Here is a 19,282-nt window from a genome sequence, read left to right as displayed (position 1 = left end):
TCAACAAGTATGAAATTCACTTCCATCACCTATACATTGTCTGCCGTTTTGCTGCTGGGCTTTTCGATACCTTTAGTATTTGCACAAACACCGGATTCTCGTCTCTCTGCTGATTGCCAAATGCCAATCCCACCAAATGTTAACTCTGTAGACCACTTCTTGGGTATGGGACACTTTCAGCAAGACTGTAAAAAAGATTTGTCGGCGGCGGTTGCTGCTTTCACCCAAGCGATTAAACTTAATCCCCAAGCTGAAGAACCATACTATCATCGAGCGAACGCCTACGCCGCAATGGGAAATTATCAAGCAGCAGTGACAGACTATACCGAAGTGATTAGGCAAAATACGGGTAGATTGGGTTTTAGTACTGGTGCATACTGGAACAGGGCTAGAGCTTATGAAAAGTTGGGTGAAAAACAAAAAGCAATTTCTGATTTAACTCAATTAATTGGTAATAACAGTAGCTTGAATGCTGAAGAATACTTATTTAGAGCCAATCTTTACAAAGAATTAGGGAATAAAGAAAGTGCGATCGCTGACTACAAGATAGCAGAAAAACTCTTGCAGCAATATGCAGATGGAGTTTTTCATACTGGAATGATGGATACCAGATATCAACAGATGTTGGTTCAAGTCAGAAATGAGCTATCAAGTATGGGTGTAGCTGTAACAGTACCCAAGAATACTACTGGTGATATTTTACGCACAATTGCTAAAACAGAAGTTGAACGGGCATTAAATTTAGCTAGACTCCAGTCTCAACACCCTACAGTGAAAAATTTTGATGCTCAACTTCAGGACTTATATCAGCAGCTGGCAAACACGCAACCCCAAGTAGAGCCAGGGGTGGTAAAAAGCCTGATAGCGAATGCGGCGTATGAGAGAATAGATACTTTAAAAATAGAGCGATCGCAACTCTTGACAAGATATACCCTTCACAGTCCCATAATTGGGGTCATTGATAATCAGACCAGCGAATTAGAATCATTAATTCGTCGTCATAAAATTTAATTGCTGATACAAAAAAACCCAGTTTCTTCCAGAAATTGGGTTTTTGGGTCTATCGAGGTAAAGCATTCGACCATCAAGGATGTCCAAGTCGAGAGAAAGTGATTTATGTTGGAACAAGTGTTTAACTGGGGCGCATTTTTTCCAGTTGAACGAACTACGTAAAAATAGTGCTGTGTTTTTGCCTCACACAACACCATTCCTGATTTAGACTCGATGCGGTGTAGTTATCTAAGAGCTAGATGAATTTGAGAACTAGATGAAGCTAAATTGTGCTATGTTGCTCAGATTGAGAGTACCGGGTGCATCCTGAACGATCGCAATCAATTCAAGCGGCTGTAAAAATCCTGTGTTCTTGAAGATTCCTACATCTGGAGTGCTACTTCCTTGCGCCAGGGAATTGGTAATTGTTTTCAATTCATAGTTACTGCGCGGGCCACTCAAGCGAATGAGATCGTCGCTAAAATCTATGATACGAGCAAAATCTCCAGTGCCATCTGCAAACAAGTTGCCATCATCATAGAAGTTGTTCAGGACAAACGTATCTCGACCTGCACCACCTATGAGTACATCCACTTCGCCTCGACCGAGATTGGATCTTGTAGCACCTGTGAGCGTGTCATCTCCAAATCCCCCTGCAAGGAAATCGTTTCCTTCATCGCCAAAAAGAGAGTCATTTCCGCTACCACCTGAAAGAACGTCATTTCCGTTACCGCCACCAGCAGCGAAGACTGCGGAGGTAGAACTCACCAACAGCCTATCGTTTCCATCACCACCGTTAAATTGAATAAAGGAGACACCACTAGCTGCATTCAGATTGCTAACTATTAATGTGTCATCTCCACCCAGACCATTAATGGCATTGAAATTTTCTATGCCCTGGGTTTTCAAGGTGACAGCAACGAGATTGGTGCGTTGTAAGAGAATTTCTGTCCCAACCAGGCTAAGAGTAATCTGATCGCCCTGAGTATCTGAACCGTTAAATAGTACGGTATCATTACCTGAGTCACCTTGAATGAGATCACTACCATCGCCATCCACCCATGTAAACGAGTCATCTCCATTGCCGCCGATCATGGTGTCATTGCCTTTGTCACCCCTGAGCGAATCACCCCCATCGCCCCCTTCTAGTAGATCTACCTCATCGCCTCCCAACAGTTGATCGTCGCCAGCTTCTCCGTAGAGCCTATCCCTTCCTGCGCCCCCTAGCAAGCGATCGTTTCCTGCACGTCCAAAGATCAGGTCATTACCAAAACTACCATCAAGAGTATTCGCACCACCGTCGCCCGTTAAAATATCATCGTTGTTACTGCCTACTAAGTTTTCAATATTAAAGTAGGAATCACTGCCGCCAAAGAAGGTAGCTTTTCTAGTTTCTAATGAAGCAACAACGTTGTTACCGGAGCCAGCATAGCTAGCAGTATCAATTCCTGCTCCACCATCCAAAATATTGTTTCCAAAACCACCAATTAGAAGATCATTGCCACCCAATCCATTAATCAGATCGTCGCCTGCAAATCCTACAATAAAGTCGCCATCCGCACCACCCAACAGAGTATCGTTGTCATCTTTTCCAATAATGAGTGCCATATCTTTTTTCCTAGATTGAAGTAAAATTCGAGCGAAATCAAAAGAATTTGTTTCGATTTGCTATGTCACAATACTAGGAAATTGCTTTAGGCAATCCATCTGAAGAACGTCGTGATCCAACATCAACGAAATGGGCATTCTTGAGGGGGCGAGCAATCAATCAATTATCCACATCGCTTCTAACTTTAGTCATGCTCAAAGGGAAGAGCATCAACGAAAGTTAGAAATTTGCAGGTTTTTCTGGAAATTCAATCACATTTGTAGTATTTGTTGAAAATATATCAATAGAACTACTGGAAGCCGTTGTCATGACTGCGATCGCCTCTATATTCAAAACACAGCCTCAGCCGTTTCGCTTTCTGCTGTATACCGAATGGACGATGTTGAGCTGTTGTGGTGTGATGGCAGCCATCGAAGCTTGGCAACGTCAAAGTTTGCCGGTACAGCATATTCTGATCCTGGTGACACTGGGCGTAATGGGATGGATGTTGCCTCGTGGTAAAACCCTGTTTCGCTATTTGTATACAGCACTCGAAATGGGTCTGATCTTTTACGGCACAACTTTGGGATATCTACACATCCTACCGACACTATATTTAATCGTGTTAATTCGCAGTTGTTTTTTATTTGAAGCTCCTGGTCGATGGATTGTAGCGGCTCTCTCCCTTTTGCTGTATATGGTTCATCAGTTTCAGTATCTTCAGACTGTGACTCCCTTGATGCTACCGAATGCTCAACAGCAGCAAATATGGATGCACCAAACAGCAGAACTTTTGATGTTTGGGTTAGGGTTATTTTTCGTGTCGCAGTTAGTTAGTACCTTAATTGCAGAGCGAAGAACCCAGGAACAATTATCACTAGCCCACGAACAGTTGCGAGAGTATGCCCTACAAATTGAGGATTTAGCAGCAGTTCAAGAGCGCAATCGAATTGCTAGAGAAATCCATGATTCCCTGGGACACGCCCTGACGACGCTCAATGTCCAGTTGCAAACTGCGGTGAAACTGTGGCAGCACAACCCAAGCGAAGCTAAACCGTTTTTAGAACAGGCGCAACGACTGGGTAAAGTGGCGATGCAAGAGGTAAGACAGTCGGTAAATACCTTGAGGGCAGATATGGTAGACCAAGAGCCATTAGAACAAGCAATCGCCTCTCTGGTAAAAGAGTTTGAGCAAAGTACGGGAATTCACGTTGCAGTCCACATTGGTTTGCAAACCATTCTGCCGGCTCAGATGACAAAAACAATTTACCGAGTTGCACAAGAGGCATTAACTAATATTTGCAAACACGCACAAGCCACTGCTGTAAAATTCGAGCTAATGCAAACGAGCGATCGCATTCATCTGAGCATTCGGGATAATGGATGTGGTTTTCAGCCACAGAGCAAATCTACTGGATATGGACTACATGGAATGCAAGAGAGAATTGCTGCGCTTCAAGGCAGTTTTCGAGTCGAGTCAGAATCACAAGCTGGTTGCTGTATTCTAGTGGAGTTACCGTTACAAGAGGGTCTGTAATGATTCGTCTGCTGTTAGTGGATGATCAGAATTTGATTTGTCAAGGATTAAAGGCGATGCTATCGCTGGAGCCAGATTTAGAAGTTGTTGGCATTGCAAATAACGGTGAAGTGGCAATCGAACGAGTGGCAGCGTTGCAGCCTGATGTAGTATTGATGGATGTGCGAATGCCTGTGATGGATGGACGAGAGGCAACCCGCGCGATTACGCAACAGTATCCCCAGGTCAAGGTATTAGTGTTGAGTACATTTGACGATGATGGGTATATTGCAGATGCTATGCGGGCGGGCGCAAAGGGATACTTATTAAAAGATATGCCATCGGAAGAGTTGGCACAAGCGATTCGATTTGTGCAATTAGGCTACACCCAACTAGCTCCTGGTTTAATGGAAAAACTGATTACAGGATTTTCAACGGCTTCAGCCGCCCAACCTGTAGAGTCAACCGCACTAGGACAATTAACACCCCGTGAACAAGAAGTACTGCAATTGATTGGTCAAGGTTTAACGAATCGAGATATTGCACAACAGCTTTTTATTTCAGAAGGAACAGTAAAAACTCATGTCACCCATCTACTCAATCGCTTGACCCTGCGGAATCGAGCGCAATTAGCAATTTATGCCCATTCTGCAACTGCACAGCCTGGATTCCTAACTCATCCTGCTAAAACATAATTGTTGAGCCTCAAGAATTTATCACGTTCGGTGATATTTTTCCGCAGATTACCTCATGAACCTGAAGCATCTTGAGAATCAGGTGCCGAATTGCCTTTAGTGAGAATTTAACTACAAATATTAGTACAAATATACGCATCAAATTAGCGACCCAGATTCTAAAGCGATCGCAACTCTTGACAAGATATACCCTTCACAGTCCCATAATTGGGGTCATTGATAATCAGACCAGCGAATTAGAATCATTAATTCGTCGTCATAAAATTTAATGATACAGAAAACCCCGATTTCTCGAAGAAATCGGGGTTTTTGGTCTGCGCGCATCTAAACTTGATTGAGCTATAAAGTCTCCAAAAAGCTTAAAAGGTCTGCCATTTCTTGGGTATTGGGCTGAAATTTCGGCATTGGTGGTGTATCACCGCTAATAACTTGGTGAATTAGTCCATACTTGGACTTACGCTTAGAAACTGCTTGTAAGCTGGGGCCTACTCGGCCATCCGCTTCTAAACCATGACAACCAGCACAATTTATTTGAAAAATAGCGTGTCCCTGTATTGGGTCTCCTTTCATGGCAAGAACACTCTTCACATAAGGGTCAGAGGCTTTCACCAACTGAACACCAAAAAAGCCCAAAGGGATTGCTAGCAGTATCACTAGCGCCACTAAAGCGATACGCTGAATCAGAATTTCAGGTTTAGTAATCTGGTTATCCAAAAGGTGTGCTGTAAAAGTCTAGGTTTACTCAAATTTTTCATTTCCTACACATAGCTTAAAAGTTCTTGATGATGTCTGCAAGCATAAACTACAGTTTTTTCCTCTCCAGGGTTCGCCTAAAAATACTGTAGGAAGCGGGATTCATCCGCAATTTGGTAAAATCAAAGACGGGAAATAAATAATGAATAATCGTAACAGGAGATTTTAAAGTGGTTGAACCCCTACTTTCAGGCATCGTTCTTGGTTTGATTGTTGTCACCCTCTCTGGGCTGTTTTACGCCGCCTATAAGCAATACAAGCGCCCCAATGAGTTGGGTGGTTGAGTATTGAAGCGCTGAGTGCTGAAGCGCCTTAGCTACTGGGTGGGGAGTATGAGGAATAAACTAGATAAACATTCTTCCTCATCTCCCCAATCCCCAATCCAAGGCAAAAGTCAAAAAATCTTTTACCTTTTTACTTTTTACTTTCTATTCCCCTAATTCCTCGCTTCGATAAAAAGTAAGCGCCGTGTTACCGTAGACCTTTTGGCGGCAAATTTCCCAGCTAGGAATTAATATATCTATCCATCCTTGGGGATTATGTTCGATCGCTATTTCCCCATTTGGATCTAATAATTGATGAAGAGCGATCGCCTCTAGCACTGGCTGATATAATCCACTAGCATAGGGTGGGTCAAAATAAATTCTGTCGAATTGCTGCCCTGATAAGTTTTTTAACTGCTGAAGGACATCTCCGCGCAATACTCGCCATTTTTGTTCGTTATTGGCTAGACGCTGCCAGTTTTCTTGGATAATTGCACAGGCTCGGCTTGATTTTTCCATTCCGACCACCAAGCTAGCACCTCGACACAAAGCCTCTGCACCCATTGAACCGTTACCGGCGCACAAGTCTAGCCACCGACACCCTTCTATTTCTCCCTGCCAAATATTAAAAACAGCTTCCCTCACCCTCCCAGTGGTGGGTCTGGTTTCTTGCCCTGGTACAGTTTTAATTTGGCGATTCCCGTAAATTTTTAGACTCATTGGTCAATGGTCATTAGTCATTAATCATTAGTTATTAATCATTAGTCTACTGACAAGTGACAACTGACGACTGACAAAATAATATTATGCAGCTATTTTTTCCCGTACTTGGGAGACAAAATTAGACAGGATTTGCAGCCCAATATTTGATGATTTTTCTGGGTGAAATTGTACTGCCATCAGGTTTTCATGGGCAATGGCTGCTGTGACGGTTTGCGTACCGTGAGTAACAGTTGCAGCACGAACTTGAGGCTCACTTGGGTCAACATAATAGGAATGCACAAAATATACCCAAGGTTGGGGTGGCAAATGCTCCCACAAAATGCTTTTTGGTTGGGTTAATTCCAACTGATTCCAACCCATGTGGGGAATGGTAATTCCTGGTTCAGAAATAAACCGCCGCACTTTTCCTTTGATAATTCCTAGTCCTGGTTGATTACCTTCCGCACTCGATTCAAACAGAATTTGCAGCCCTAAACAGATACCTAAGAAGGGTTTGCCAGAAGCGATTGTATCTTTAATTGGTTGTTCTAAATCACGCGATCGCAAGCTCTGCATTGCTGGGTCAAATGCTCCCACTCCCGGCAATATGACTGCATCGGCCTTAGTTAATTCCTGATGAGAATGAGTAATTATAGGAGTCGCCCCCGCTTTTTCTAATCCTTTGCAAACCGAATGCAAATTTCCCATCTCATAATCTATAACAGCAACAACTGGCATTGACCTTCTCCTTGTAAATTGTTTATGGAGGGTTTTTCTATTCTAAATAATATTTTCCATGAAGAAAAGAATTCTATTAACTTCTTTTGACACTTGGCTAGAAGATCAAAAGTCAAATTCCTCTGATGATTTATTATTTGAAGTCACTAAACTTAACTCGCTTCCATTAGATTTACAATTTTTGCGCTTGCTACCCGTTGATATTGGGCTGGCCAGTTCCCTAGTAATGGCAAAAATAGAGGAATCCCAACCAGATTACATTATCTGTTGTGGCATGGCTGCAAGCCGGAGAAAATTAAGTGTAGAAGTGGGTGCTAGCTGTGGAGAAATCTTTTTACAGACCACAGTTGATCTAAAAAAATTACTAATAGGAGCAACAGCAACTGATGTTAGTGACGACTGCGGTAAATTTGTCTGCGAGGGTCTTTATTATTCTGTACTGGACTACTTAGAACAAAATAAACTATCAGCTCATTGTGTTTTTGTTCATGTTCCTATCTTGAATCAAGATAACTTGATAGAAATTCTCACGGATTTCGTATTAATTATTAACAATCTGGCACTTTCATGAACTCATTACCGTCGAAGCGGGCATAATGAACAAGTTTAGGTTTTGACACTTTGCCTTCAAGATACTGGTTTAGGGTGTAGGGAGCAGGGGGCAGGGGAGGCAGGGGAGGCAGGGGGAGAACTGACTGCAAAATTTTCGCCCAATCCCCAATCCCCAGTCCCCAATCCCCAATCCCCAATCCCCAGTCCCTCATCTAATTTTGAATTTCTCCTATGTTGCCTTTTTTACTCAGTTTTTTCGTTGCTCAATCTGCTCCTACTGCACCACCACCGGAAGAAGTAGTACAACCTCAAGAAGTCCGTCCGTTACCAGGACAGTTAGATTCAATCCCTACATTTAATAGCAATAGTCCAGAATTAGTTTTAAGAGAAGGAATTTTACTTTCCACTTTTCCCCCAGCAGGCAAAAAAGTACCCTCAGCCCATTTGAATTATCCTTTTCGTGGGCGATTTGATGTTTTTGCCCACCACATTGCAAGGGCGGAACCACCAGAAGATTTACGCTCATTATATTTAGGGATACTTGTGCATAACCCCACATCCCAACCTGTGAAGGTGGATATTTTGCAAGGGGCGAGTTATTTAAGTCAACCAGATGCGCCGTTTATTGATTTGCCATCTTTGGTGGAGAATAATTTAGGTAATGTGTTCTCTGGCCCTGGTAGTCGAGCGATGGCTGATGTTTTAAGAGGACTGCGACAAGATATTTTCCCGGCTCAAATTGTCATACCGCCAGGGCAAAGTAGAATGCTTTTGAATCAACCTATACCTGTGCGAGAATTGACACCACCTTTAAATGGTCGCTCGACTTTGGCGCGGTTGCGGACTAATGGTACAGTTTATGCTGCTAGTTTGGCGATGTTTGCCCGTACCAATGCTGATGGTAGTGAACGATCGCCTACCTTGGAAGAATGGCAAACTTTACTAGAGAATAGTGATGTGTCCGGGCCACGGGATAAAACACCTACTCCTTTAGAAGCAACTGGTAAACCAAAAATTTATGGTCGTGTTGCTGGGGTGGCGCGTGGTTCTTATTGGCGATCGTTTATAGTAGATACTCCCAAAGCCAGGAATTTAACGATTCCCCAACCAGGACAAGCTTTTTCTTATGCTCTGAGTACTCTACATGGTGGTACTTTAGGGACTGGTCAAATTCAGAGTGCGCCGATGTTAGTACGTTATCCAGATACGGCTTATCGCGCTCATGGTAATTACGCTATTCAATATAGTTTAAAGTTGCCCTTGTATAACAATACTGCCAAGGCGCAAACCGTGAAGGTATCTGTGCAGACTCCCATTAAGGAAGACCGTTTAACTAAACAAGGTCTGCGCTTTTTTAGTACACCCGCGCGTCAAACATTCTTCCGGGGGAGTGTGCGGATACGTTACCGAAACGATCAAGGACAGCAGCAAACTCGGCTGGTACATTTAGTCCAGAAGCGGGGTCAACCAGGGGAAGCATTAGCTACATTGAACATGAAAAAAGGCGATCGCCGTTTGGTAGAGGTAGACTTTCTCTACCCCCCCGACGCTTCGCCACCACAAGTATTAACAATTGGGACTGTAGCTAATCCTTAATTGACAGTTGACGGTTGACAGTTGTCAGTTGACTGTCAACAATCAACGGTCAACAGCTATAATTCTAGAACCTTGGGAAATCAGGTGTTTAGCTCCATAATAAAAAGCTAAGTACTTGGCTGTTTTGAATTTTGAATTTTGAATTTTGAATTTTGAATTTTGTAGCTTGCTTCCCGTAGGGTATTTTGAATTGATTCATGGTCTTTTTTCATCTCGCCACAAAGCGATACCACCTAACAAACCAGTAATATTCGGAATGAGTTTGACATTTAAAGGTAGCTGAAAGTTTACTCTTACGGCTTCACCGCCACCGATATAAAGGTAATCATAGTTAAATAGCCGTTGTAGGGAGGCGATCGCTTTTTCTAAACGGCGATTCCATCTCTTTTGACCAATCTTATCTAAAGTTGCTCTTCCTAGTTGTTCTTCGTAAGTTTCCCGCTTGCGAAACGGATGATGTCCCATTTCCATATTCGGCACTAATTTACCATCGACAAACAAGGCGGAACCAAACCCCGTCCCCAAGGTAATCACCAATTCCACACCCTTACCTTTGATTGCACCAAAACCCTGCATATCAGCATCATTCATCACCCGTACAGGTTTATGTAACCGTTGTGATAGTGCTGCTTCTAAATCAAATCCAATCCAATTCGAGTCTAAGTTAACTGCTGTTTCAGTGACACCAGCACGAACCACACCAGGAAAACCCACAGAAACCCGGTGAAATTCACCTTGAGCAGCAGCTAAAACCATAATCGCATTAATGACAACTTCTGGTGTAGCAGGTTGGGGTGTATCAACTCGCGCCCTTTCTGTTACAGGATTTCCCGTAATATCCAAAACCAAGGCTTTGACACCACTACCACCAATATCAACCGATAAAGTGCGAATTGAGCCGTTATCTTCCACCATTGAGTATTTACCTTTTTACTACGCTGTGCGTGTTAGTTTTTAGAAACGCGATTGATCGCGTCCGTAGAGTTGTTAGGGATGCGATTAATCGCGTCTGTACAGTTGTGTTTCGCTTAATACCTCGTCCCTTGGTTGGTAACGATTTTTACCGCTTAAATTCGGGCTAACGAAACCCGTTGGCATAGCCTCTGTCTACGACACTCTCCGCATCCCGTAGGAAAAGGAGAGAAGGGGAGGCTAGAAAGCTAGTGACTGGCAATAAAGAGCGAAGATTAGTAAATAATAAATTACTAAATGGTATAAATTGTACGAGTACTCATTACCAATTACCAATTACCAATTACCAAATAAATAAATGCACAGTTTCATTCCCCCAGAACGGTTTTTCGCCTACCTTACCTGGACAGAAATTCAGGAAATGCCAAATAAGGAGAATGTCGTTATCATCCAGCCAGTAGGGGCGATTGAACAACACGGGCCCCATCTACCATTGATTGTTGATGCTGCCATTGGTGTGGGTGTTTTGGGTAAAGCTTTATCTAAACTTGATGCTAGCATTCCAGCTTATGCTTTACCCACTCTTTATTATGGTAAATCCAATGAACACTGGCATTTTCCGGGAACGATTACCCTCAGTACAGAAACGCTGACAGCGACAATTATGGAAGTGGCAGAAAGCATTTACCGCGCTGGGTTTAGAAAGTTGGCGTTAATGAACTCCCACGGAGGACAACCCCAAGTTATGCAAATGGTGGCGCGAGATCTGCACGTAAAGTATGGTGATTTTGCAGTTTTTCCTTTGTTTACTTGGCGTGTGCCTCACATTACTAAAGAATTATTAACACCAAAGGAAGCGACACAGGGAATGCACGCGGGAGATGCGGAAACTAGTATTATGCTGGCGATTTTGCCAGATCAGGTGCAACTAGATAAAGCCGTGGCAGAATATCCCCCAGAACAACCTGAAGGTAGCCTATTAAGTTGGGAAGGTAGATTACCCGTGGCTTGGGCAACAAAAGATATTAGTAAAAGTGGTGTGATTGGTGATGCGACAACTGCAACCAGAGAAAAAGGCGATCGCATTTTAGAATCTGTCTCTGATGGTTGGGTACAAGTCATCAAAGAGATTTACGCCTTTCGCTACGGTACAGACGGGGTTAATCGCGTCTAACAACTAACTAAATTTGCTAGTGTAAGGTAAATGCAGTAGTTATCGAAACTGTTCCACAGTTGACCGGCGATAAATTGCTAAACCACATTAAATAATTAGAGATAGCAGTTATGGCGGCATTTGAACCTAATAGTCTCCGTTCTTATAGCCAAGAAGACGTACAGCGAATTTTACAGCTAGCGATCGCCCGGCAAGCTGATGACCAAGATAAAGAGTTTAGTTATGAGCAATTGTTAGAAATTGCTACTGAGTTAGAAATATCACCAGAAACTCTTAAGTTAGCGGAAATAGATTGGCGATCGCAACACAACGAATTACAGCAACGGCAAGCGTTCAATACTTACCGCATGACAAAGTTTAAAAAGCGCTTTGGTAATTATGCTATTGTCAATGGCTTTTTACTGTTGGTGGATTTTGTTGGTGGTGGAACGGTTACTTGGTCGTTATACTTGCTACTGTTCTGTGGTTTGGCAATAGGCTTGGATGTGTGGAATACGTTTCAAACTAAAGGCGAAGAGTATGAAATGGCTTTCCAGCGCTGGAATCGTAAACATCAAATTAAACAAACCATCAACAGCTTTGTGAATAAGTGGTTTAAAGCGTTACAAGCCTAAACCAATTAATAGCCTGCGGCAAGGCTAACACCAAGGCAATTTGCCTTTTTCGTGTTTTAACGGGGATTTAGCGCAAATAATTAAGGTTAGGATAAGCTAGAAAACTCTCTGAAGTTGACTTTTAATAGATGAGAGTTTTTGATTTGCCCGTCTATACTTAGTACTAATTTAAAAAAATAATGTGACAAATACATACGGACATACCTTTACTCTGTTTGGCTTTCCTATCGCTGTTTGCAATTGAGTCAAATACAGACCTAACCCCCAGCCCCTTCCCTACAAGGGAAGGGGAGTAAGAATGAAAGCCTCTGTCCTCGTAGGAGAGAGGTTTGGAGAGAGGTCAAAGTGTATTGGATACAAACGAGAAGCCCTATAATTTTGAATTTTGAATTTTGACTTGCTATCATGCGTCCTCGCCAAAGTATCGCTGAAATGTTTTCTACCTTCCTGCAATTTGATGCCGATCGCTTCGGTGGTTGGGTGTATGATGGCAAATTGCGGCGGAGTATTCAGAATTGCTTGGGACAAATATCACAAACGCAACACTCAGAGAATTTCTGGGCGATTTACTGGCATAAAAACTGGCAGACTCAGCCTAGTTCCTTGACGCTAGGACACCTATCCGCTTATTTGCAAGAAACCTGTTATTGGGCTGCACAGAGGACAATTCCCCAGTTTGCCAGCGTCCAGTGTACATTATCTGACTGTTTTCAAATGGCGATCGCGGAAGTACCGAAAATCTTAAAAGGTTGCGACCCTGACCAAAGAGCTAGCCTCAAAAGCTATGGTACTGTGGCTTTTGGGAATATTATTCGGGATGCTTTACGTCAAAAGCAAGAAATAGATTTTTGTAATGATTGGGCATTGTTGCTGAAGTTGAGCCGTAAGCAACTACAAGAATCATTAAAAAGTTCTGGGCTAACAGATGAAATAATGGCGCGTTATTTGTTAGCTTGGAAATCCTTTACAGACGGCTATATCCTGACTAAATCACCAAAAGCACGGAAGTTACAAAAACCAGATGATGCTACTTGGGATATTATCGCCCAACTTTATAACCGCGATCGCCTAACACAACTCAACCCCTCAGGAAGTGAATGTAACCGGGAAACTCTAGAAAAATGGTTGCTGTTTTGTGCGAAACAAGCACGTTCTTATTTATATCCTGTGGTGTCTTCCCTGAATATTCCCAAGGCGGGTCAAGCAGATGGGGAATGGCAAGATGATTTACCTGACACCAGTAATCAGGAATCTTTACTGGCAGATTTAATTGCCGCAGAGGAAGCCGAAACTCAAAAAAATCAACAACAAGAAATCTATAATCTGTTAGTGACTACATTGGCAAAACTGCCCCCGCAATCTCAACAGTTGTTGCAACTATACTATCAGCAAGGCCTCACCCAACAGCAAATCGCTAAACAGCAGGAAATTCAGCAATATCAAGTATCGCGGCAATTATCTAAAACCAGAGAATTTTTACTTTTAGCAATTACTAAATGGAGTCAGGAAAAAACGCATATTTCCCCGACTTCCAACGTGGTTAAACATATTAGCGCAGTATTAGAGGAGTGGTTACAGAATTATTTCCGTAATCTCTCTGCAAAGGAGTCGTAATTATGTCGTCATTCTGTGTTCCACCCACTCAACTTTGGTTAGAGGTATCTGCTGACATTCAAGACCAATCTTGGCAGCAAAGCCAAAATTGTCTTAATCCCAGTGGTCGTTGGCATATTTTTCTCAACCAAGTATGCCTCAGTACCTTTCTGCCTTGGCTGCAAGCTGAGTACTCACCAGAAGCTACTCTTGCCACAGTTCCCAATAGTTGGGAATTCGTCAACGGCACTGCCATAAATTTAGATACAAAACGCCTCATCCTGATTCCCGATAAAAGCCTAGACACAAGAGAATTTCATGTCCCCCAAGAATGGATAGATATTCCTCAATGGGCAGGAGATTATTATCTAGCAGTACAAGTCAGTCCAGACGGGGAATGGCTAAGAATTTGGGGCTATACCACCCATGAGCAATTGAAAAATCAAGGTAGTTATGATCCTCAAGAAAGGACTTACTCCTTAGAAGCCTATCAAATGATTGAGGATTTGAATGTACTTTGGGTAGTACGTCAACTATATCCTGAAGAACAAACACAAGCAGCGATCGCGCCTTTAGCTGATTTATCAACCACCCAAGTAGATAACCTCTGGCAAAGGTTAAGTAATCCAGCAATTACGAACCCGCGCCTAGAACTGCCTTTTGAAATCTGGGGGGCTTTATTAGCTAAGTTACAACAACCACAGCCACAATCAGCACTTGTCAACTTGCGTCAGTGGTTACAAAATACCTTGACAAATAGCTGGCAAACAGTCGAAACTCTTCTGGGAACACAGCCAGATTTCGCCTTCAGCTTTCGTCAAGCCGATGATATGGCTGAACAATCAATCCAGCGCGTTAAGGTAATCGACCTACCAAGCGGTCAAACGATAGTGCTAATGTTGACTTTGACACTAGAAACAGATGATAGAGTAGGAATCCGCGTCCAATTGTCTCCCAGAGAACGAGGGATTTATTTACCTGAGAATATGAAATTAGAGTTAATTTCTGCCTCAGGGCAAGTTGTCCAATCAGTAGAAGCACGAGAAACAGACAACTCCATCCAACTCAAACGCTTCCGATGTCCACAAAACACCCGCTTTAGCCTCCAGGTTATTCTCGATGATTTCAGTTTTGTTGAAGAGTTTGAAAGTTAGTTATGGCGTTTCTTAATCTGCTGGCATACTGAGTACATGAGTAAACTGATCGTCCTAAACTTAGGAAAAGGAAACTTACACCAAGGATTTCCGGCGGTCGTAGCTCAACTTTGGCAAACGGATGCTCCTACTCCCATGCAATTCACGGGGGGATTACCTACTGCGCCACAATTAGAGCATCTTTATCAACGTTGGCAGCAAATGTACACAGCTTTGTATGCCAATTTAGGATGGCGTAGTCATGATATCGCCGATTTTGAAATTGATGAGGAAGATATTACTCATATTTCCCAAGCAGAGTTTGATCATCTCTGCCAAGAATTGCAACAAAGCTTAAACGCATGGTTGAATAGTTCATCGTTTCTCAACATTGACCGCAAGTTAAGAACTCAACTCTCACCTACAGAGGAAATTCGCTGCATTATTGCGGCTGAATCCCATCAGGTTTTACAGCTTCCTTGGTGTTTGTGGCATTTTTTTGACGATTATCCCCAAGCGGAAATTGCTCTGAGTCCACCAGAATATACTCGTTCGATTAAAACTCATCCCCAAAAAACTAAAGGTAAGGTCAGGATTTTAGCTATTTTAGGCGATCGCCACCATATTGATCTAGAAAAAGACCAAACTTTACTCCAGCAATTACCCAATGCGGAACTCACATTTTTAGTGGAACCCAATCGTTCCCAACTAACAGAACAATTATGGCAATCAGGTTGGGATATTCTCTTTTTTGCTGGTCATAGTTCCAGCCAAGGGAAAGGGCGGATGCTGCTCAATTCTGGGGAGACTTTGACCATTGATCAATTAAAGTATGGCTTGCAAAAGGCGATCGCTCAAGGGTTGCAATTAGCAATTTTTAACTCGTGTGATGGTTTGGGTCTAGCCCAGGATTTAGCCGATTTACATTTACCCCAGGTGATTGTTATGCGCGAACCCGTACCAGACCGGGTGGCGCAGGAATTTTTAAAGCATTTCTTGGCGTTGTTTTCCAGGGGTAAAACTTTATATACAGCCGTCAGAGAGGCGCGGCAAAGATTACAATCCCTAGAACAGGATTTTCCCTGTGCTACTTGGTTGCCAATTATTTGCCAAAATCCAGCCGAAATTTCCCCGACTTGGCAGGATTTGTCTGGACAAAGACCGGGGTTACAATTACCGCGCCCCAATTTCCAACAGCTACCAGCAGTTGGCTTAAGTAGCTTAATTATTACTTTTACTATCGTATTAATACGGTGGTCAGGTGGACTGCAACTATTAGAACTAGGGGCATTTGACCAACTAATGAGGCTGCGACCTAAAGAAGAACCAGACTCCCGGCTATTGGTTGTAACCATCACAGATCAAGATATTCAAGCCCAAGGAAAAGAACCGCGCCAAGGTTCCCTTTCTGATAAACATCTCAACTTACTACTCACAAAACTCGAACAATACCAACCAGCCGCTATTGGTTTAGATATATACCGTGATTTCCCCGTAAGTGCTAATCAACCAGAATTAGCCAAACGGATGCAGAAAAGCGATCGCCTCATTGCTATTTGTAAACGTGCTGATCCAGAATCCGATCCTACGGGTATTGCACCACCGCCAGAAATACCAGAAACACGGTTGGGTTTTAGCGACTTTGTGGAAGATGAGGATAGTGTGATGCGTCGCCATCTCTTGGCGATGACTCCCAACCCGATTTCGCCAACTTGTACCCCTGCTTATGCTTTTAGTGTGCAGTTAGCGTTTTTGTATCTCCAAGCCCAGGGAGTTACAGCCAAATTTACCCCAGATTGGGACTTGCAATTGGGAAACAAAACCTTCCCACCCTTGCAGAATCGCACTAGTGGTTATCAATCAATAGATGCCCAAGGTACTCAGATTTTACTAAATTATCGTTTTGCACCTTCAGTAGGAGCGATCGCTCGCCAAATTACCCTGAGCCAAATCTTGAACGGACAAATTAACCCCAACGCCATCAAAAACCGCATTATTTTGATTGGTGTCACCAGTAATAGTAGTAGCGATTACTGGCCTACACCTGATAGTAAATCTCCTACAGCGATCGTTCCCGGTATTGTGATTCAAGCACAAATGGTCAGCCAGTTACTCAGCACCGCTTTAGATAACCGACCCCTATTATGGGTTTGGACTCAATGGGGGGAAATCTGCTGGATTTGGAGTTGGTCTTTGACAGGCGGTTTACTGGCCTGGTATCTTCCCAGAAAAACTTACTTAGGTATTGCTGTAACTATAGGAACAATCACCCTATCTGGACTATGTTTTATCCTGTTAATTCAAGGTGGCTGGATACCTTTAGTCCCACCGATGATTGCATTAGTAGTCACTAGCGCTCAATTTGCTTACATCAGCCAAAAATTACAGAAATTGTAGGCAGAGGAAGTGTATTAAAAGATGAGGCAAATAAAAAACCAGTAATTTGGTTGATGACACAACGGTTTCTGCTATGAAAAAGGTATTTCGGTTTTCAACTACCACTCTTATCTGTGCGATCGCCTTAGGTATATTTAATGTACCTGGAATTGAGCAAATTGGGCAGGCACAAACCCTAACATCAACCATTAGAATTAATTATGTCCCTCCCACAGCCCAAGAGAAACCAGGGGAACCCAGAGGACGACGCAGAGGTGGCGGAAGTCGCGGCCCCTGTAAGCAGTATGAAACCCTCACAGCTTTAGTTCCCATAACTAGTACAGGAACGAAAGAATCAGTTTGGGGACAATCCACAGATAAAAACCCAACATTTTGGTTTTTTGTACCTGACAAACTCACCCCCAAGGTTCCTATTGAGTTTGTCATTCAAGACGAAGCAGATAATTACATTTATCAGACCAAATTTAATCCCTCAGAAACACCACCAGGAATTATCAGCCTAACCGCCAAGCCTCAAACCCCCCTCGTTGCTGGTAAATCTTATTATTGGACTTTTTCTGTTTATTGTGACCCAGAAAAACCCTCAGCTTCCGTCTACGTTCGCGGCTCAATGACACAAGTTGCTTTAAACTCAACTCTACAAAAGCAACTGGAATTAGCCAAAACTCCTCTAGAAAGAGCAGCTTTTTTTGCTAAAAATGGCATCTGGTACAACGCTTTGACAACCTTAGGAGAACAAATCCAAAATCCCAAAACGATAGATTCACAAATCACATCCGCTTGGACTGACTTACTCAAACAAGTTAACCTACACAACCCTGCTTCTGCTGCGATTGTTCGCTGATACTGTTGGGGCAGAAGCGGCTAAAAATATAGAACTCAGCTTTAGGGAACACCAAAAAATAAATTATCCAAAATTGATAGTTTAGTAGGGTGCGTCAGTGTCAAAAAACCTAACTACACCAAGAACTTATTCATACTGACGCACCCTACATTTGGAATACTTTTTCTCTGGAAGTCCCTTAACACGGAATTGGGTGATTAAGAATTCCCAATACTTGCTATTGGGAATTGCGCCATTAATTTGGAAACACACATAAACATATTTTAATAAATGTAAATTTTTGTTACGACTATCTCTAGTAATAAATTTATTTCATACCTGAGATAGATGTTTAGAAAATTTATGATTATTTTTTACTTCTCCCGTAGTTCTCTTTCCATCAGCATTTGTGGTTCGACATTCTCCACATGATTTATAGCTGATAGTTGAGTTATCCCTTTGAGGGCATCAGCAATTTTGTTTGTTTTGGCACGCAGCCAACCAGCGTTAGGTGCATAGGCTAGGGTTTGTGCTACTTCATAACCTGCTTGATTGATGGCAGCTTGTTGTGATTCAATATCAACACCTTCTGTAAAGCGGATAAAAACCATACCAGTAGGCACAGCTAGCGTTGCGTGATTTTCTAGAGTATATACCGGACTCAAAGTGTCCGGATTGCCAATATTCTGGCTTCCTGAATTGGGTTCGCCGGGAAAAATAGCGATCGCTTCCTCGCCCTCATTCAAAATTAAAATAGCCTGGGATGGTATGGTGCTAGCTTGTTTATAATGTGCGGCGTAGTATCCAGACTGGCGATTGTAGAAGACACTCGCTTTTGTGCCAACAGGAATTTGTTGGGGATACTCAATAAAATAGTCTCTTTGGGGTCTCACTTCTGCAATTAAAGGTAGAGAGTACGCCTGTAAAAATAATTCACCAGGAAAATAAAACATTCTTTTTAAATTCTAATGATTTTAGGTAATGAACTACTTCTGCTCATAAATTGAAAATAGCTATGAGAAAGTTGGGAGCAGTGTCAATCACAGATAACGAATTAGGTACACTATTCTGCTTTTAATTTGCATAATCCATCGTGAGGGCTGTTAACAGTCAACAGTCAACATCCCTTATTAGAGTTATGCAATTTAGGCACGTATTAGCCTAGACCACAAAAATGTGAGTAAGTTGCCGTTCAGATGAATTTTGAATTTCCGTAAACTCTATTCTGGAAAGCCAGACCGAT

At 42.6% G+C, this 19,282-nt stretch carries 18 protein-coding genes; 12 read left to right on the top strand and 6 right to left on the bottom strand.

Features of this window, described 5'->3' with window-relative positions; translation table 11 throughout:
- Positions 1 to 9: 9 nt before the first annotated feature.
- Positions 10 to 1,011, top strand: coding sequence for a tetratricopeptide repeat protein (locus H6G14_RS01270; protein ID WP_199325995.1), 1,002 nt, complete (start codon positions 10 to 12; stop codon positions 1,009 to 1,011).
- Positions 1,012 to 1,263: 252 nt separating this feature from the next.
- Here H6G14_RS01270 and H6G14_RS33945 read toward each other — a convergent pair whose 3' ends face one another.
- Positions 1,264 to 2,598: a calcium-binding protein gene (locus H6G14_RS33945; protein ID WP_190565334.1), complete on the bottom strand. Its 1,335-nt coding sequence runs from the start codon at positions 2,596 to 2,598 to the stop codon at positions 1,264 to 1,266.
- A gap of 308 nt (positions 2,599 to 2,906) precedes the next feature.
- Here H6G14_RS33945 and H6G14_RS01260 point away from each other — a divergent pair, with 308 nt between their 5' ends.
- Positions 2,907 to 4,115, top strand: a complete 1,209-nt coding sequence (locus H6G14_RS01260) for a sensor histidine kinase (RefSeq protein ID WP_190565333.1) — start codon at positions 2,907 to 2,909, stop codon at positions 4,113 to 4,115.
- Positions 4,115 to 4,789, top strand: a complete 675-nt coding sequence (locus H6G14_RS01255; RefSeq protein ID WP_190565332.1) for a response regulator — start codon at positions 4,115 to 4,117, stop codon at positions 4,787 to 4,789. Before H6G14_RS01260 ends, H6G14_RS01255 begins: the two co-directional genes overlap by 1 nt.
- Positions 4,790 to 5,128: 339 nt before the next feature.
- Here the strand turns inward: H6G14_RS01255 and H6G14_RS01250 are convergent, their stop codons facing one another.
- Positions 5,129 to 5,503, bottom strand: a complete 375-nt coding sequence (locus H6G14_RS01250) for a c-type cytochrome (RefSeq protein ID WP_010995537.1) — start codon at positions 5,501 to 5,503, stop codon at positions 5,129 to 5,131.
- 209 nt (positions 5,504 to 5,712) lie between these two features.
- Here H6G14_RS01250 and petG point away from each other — a divergent pair, with 209 nt between their 5' ends.
- A complete protein-coding gene (petG, locus tag H6G14_RS01245; RefSeq protein WP_011320710.1) occupies positions 5,713 to 5,826 on the top strand; it encodes a cytochrome b6-f complex subunit V in 114 nt (37 codons plus the stop codon).
- Between the two features lie 144 nt (positions 5,827 to 5,970).
- Here the strand turns inward: petG and rsmD are convergent, their stop codons facing one another.
- Entirely contained in the window at positions 5,971 to 6,525 is a 555-nt protein-coding gene (rsmD, locus tag H6G14_RS01240) for a 16S rRNA (guanine(966)-N(2))-methyltransferase RsmD (RefSeq protein WP_190565331.1), read from the bottom strand.
- Positions 6,526 to 6,609: 84 nt separating this feature from the next.
- Entirely contained in the window at positions 6,610 to 7,245 is a 636-nt protein-coding gene (gene hisH / locus H6G14_RS01235) for an imidazole glycerol phosphate synthase subunit HisH (RefSeq protein ID WP_190565330.1), read from the bottom strand.
- Between the two features lie 58 nt (positions 7,246 to 7,303).
- On the opposite strand from hisH, the gene H6G14_RS01230 reads away from it, so the two are divergent.
- Both H6G14_RS01230 and H6G14_RS01225 read left to right on the top strand, forming a co-directional pair.
- The gene (locus H6G14_RS01230) at positions 7,304 to 7,816 is read left to right on the top strand and encodes a pyroglutamyl-peptidase I family protein (protein ID WP_190565329.1); all 513 of its coding nucleotides are present in this window, start codon (positions 7,304 to 7,306) and stop codon (positions 7,814 to 7,816) included.
- 212 nt (positions 7,817 to 8,028) lie between these two features.
- Positions 8,029 to 9,393: a DUF3370 domain-containing protein gene (locus tag H6G14_RS01225; RefSeq protein ID WP_190565328.1), complete on the top strand. Its 1,365-nt coding sequence runs from the start codon at positions 8,029 to 8,031 to the stop codon at positions 9,391 to 9,393.
- 195 nt (positions 9,394 to 9,588) lie between these two features.
- Here H6G14_RS01225 and H6G14_RS01220 read toward each other — a convergent pair whose 3' ends face one another.
- Complete coding sequence (locus H6G14_RS01220; RefSeq protein ID WP_190565327.1) at positions 9,589 to 10,308, bottom strand: ROK family protein; 720 nt, start codon at positions 10,306 to 10,308, stop codon at positions 9,589 to 9,591.
- A 355-nt stretch (positions 10,309 to 10,663) separates the two neighbouring features.
- On the opposite strand from H6G14_RS01220, the gene H6G14_RS01215 reads away from it, so the two are divergent.
- The 6 genes from H6G14_RS01215 to H6G14_RS01190 all read left to right on the top strand — a co-directional run bounded on the left by H6G14_RS01215 (position 10,664) and on the right by H6G14_RS01190 (position 18,060).
- Positions 10,664 to 11,479: a creatininase family protein gene (locus H6G14_RS01215; protein WP_190565326.1), complete on the top strand. Its 816-nt coding sequence runs from the start codon at positions 10,664 to 10,666 to the stop codon at positions 11,477 to 11,479.
- Between the two features lie 110 nt (positions 11,480 to 11,589).
- Positions 11,590 to 12,093, top strand: a complete 504-nt coding sequence (locus H6G14_RS01210) for a 2TM domain-containing protein (RefSeq protein ID WP_190565325.1) — start codon at positions 11,590 to 11,592, stop codon at positions 12,091 to 12,093.
- A 405-nt stretch (positions 12,094 to 12,498) separates the two neighbouring features.
- Positions 12,499 to 13,707: a sigma-70 family RNA polymerase sigma factor gene (locus H6G14_RS01205; protein WP_190565324.1), complete on the top strand. Its 1,209-nt coding sequence runs from the start codon at positions 12,499 to 12,501 to the stop codon at positions 13,705 to 13,707.
- A 2-nt stretch (positions 13,708 to 13,709) separates the two neighbouring features.
- Positions 13,710 to 14,840 carry a DUF1822 family protein gene (locus H6G14_RS01200; protein WP_190565323.1) on the top strand — a complete coding sequence of 377 codons (1,131 nt, stop codon included), beginning with the start codon at positions 13,710 to 13,712 and terminating at the stop codon, positions 14,838 to 14,840.
- 36 nt (positions 14,841 to 14,876) lie between these two features.
- Complete coding sequence (locus H6G14_RS01195) at positions 14,877 to 17,216, top strand: CHASE2 domain-containing protein (protein ID WP_190565322.1); 2,340 nt, start codon at positions 14,877 to 14,879, stop codon at positions 17,214 to 17,216.
- Positions 17,217 to 17,289: 73 nt separating this feature from the next.
- Entirely contained in the window at positions 17,290 to 18,060 is a 771-nt protein-coding gene (locus tag H6G14_RS01190; RefSeq protein WP_190565321.1) for a DUF928 domain-containing protein, read from the top strand.
- A gap of 353 nt (positions 18,061 to 18,413) precedes the next feature.
- Here H6G14_RS01190 and H6G14_RS01185 read toward each other — a convergent pair whose 3' ends face one another.
- A complete protein-coding gene (locus H6G14_RS01185; protein WP_190565320.1) occupies positions 18,414 to 18,992 on the bottom strand; it encodes a hypothetical protein in 579 nt (192 codons plus the stop codon).
- Positions 18,993 to 19,282: the final 290 nt, after the last annotated feature.

The organism is Nostoc parmelioides FACHB-3921 (assembly GCF_014696625.1).
Taxonomy (GTDB): domain Bacteria; phylum Cyanobacteriota; class Cyanobacteriia; order Cyanobacteriales; family Nostocaceae; genus Trichormus; species Trichormus parmelioides.
Note: the sequence above shows the minus strand (reverse complement) of the source record. Positions and strands in the feature narration are given on the sequence as shown.

What these genes read in the sequence shown, in the direction of transcription:
- H6G14_RS01205 (WP_190565324.1), top strand. Translation starts at nt 12,499, where the DNA reads ATGCGTCCTCGCCAAAGTATCGCTGAAATGTTTTCTACCTTCCTGCAA.
- H6G14_RS01185 (WP_190565320.1), bottom strand. Translation starts at nt 18,992, where the DNA reads ATGTTTTATTTTCCTGGTGAATTATTTTTACAGGCGTACTCTCTACCT.
- H6G14_RS01190 (WP_190565321.1), top strand. Translation starts at nt 17,290, where the DNA reads ATGAAAAAGGTATTTCGGTTTTCAACTACCACTCTTATCTGTGCGATC.
- H6G14_RS01225 (WP_190565328.1), top strand. Translation starts at nt 8,029, where the DNA reads ATGTTGCCTTTTTTACTCAGTTTTTTCGTTGCTCAATCTGCTCCTACT.
- H6G14_RS01220 (WP_190565327.1), bottom strand. Translation starts at nt 10,308, where the DNA reads ATGGTGGAAGATAACGGCTCAATTCGCACTTTATCGGTTGATATTGGT.
- H6G14_RS01255 (WP_190565332.1), top strand. Translation starts at nt 4,115, where the DNA reads ATGATTCGTCTGCTGTTAGTGGATGATCAGAATTTGATTTGTCAAGGA.
- H6G14_RS01210 (WP_190565325.1), top strand. Translation starts at nt 11,590, where the DNA reads ATGGCGGCATTTGAACCTAATAGTCTCCGTTCTTATAGCCAAGAAGAC.
- H6G14_RS01195 (WP_190565322.1), top strand. Translation starts at nt 14,877, where the DNA reads ATGAGTAAACTGATCGTCCTAAACTTAGGAAAAGGAAACTTACACCAA.
- H6G14_RS01215 (WP_190565326.1), top strand. Translation starts at nt 10,664, where the DNA reads ATGCACAGTTTCATTCCCCCAGAACGGTTTTTCGCCTACCTTACCTGG.
- H6G14_RS01260 (WP_190565333.1), top strand. Translation starts at nt 2,907, where the DNA reads ATGACTGCGATCGCCTCTATATTCAAAACACAGCCTCAGCCGTTTCGC.
- hisH (WP_190565330.1), bottom strand. Translation starts at nt 7,245, where the DNA reads ATGCCAGTTGTTGCTGTTATAGATTATGAGATGGGAAATTTGCATTCG.
- H6G14_RS01270 (WP_199325995.1), top strand. Translation starts at nt 10, where the DNA reads ATGAAATTCACTTCCATCACCTATACATTGTCTGCCGTTTTGCTGCTG.
- rsmD (WP_190565331.1), bottom strand. Translation starts at nt 6,525, where the DNA reads ATGAGTCTAAAAATTTACGGGAATCGCCAAATTAAAACTGTACCAGGG.
- H6G14_RS33945 (WP_190565334.1), bottom strand. Translation starts at nt 2,598, where the DNA reads ATGGCACTCATTATTGGAAAAGATGACAACGATACTCTGTTGGGTGGT.
- H6G14_RS01200 (WP_190565323.1), top strand. Translation starts at nt 13,710, where the DNA reads ATGTCGTCATTCTGTGTTCCACCCACTCAACTTTGGTTAGAGGTATCT.
- H6G14_RS01230 (WP_190565329.1), top strand. Translation starts at nt 7,304, where the DNA reads ATGAAGAAAAGAATTCTATTAACTTCTTTTGACACTTGGCTAGAAGAT.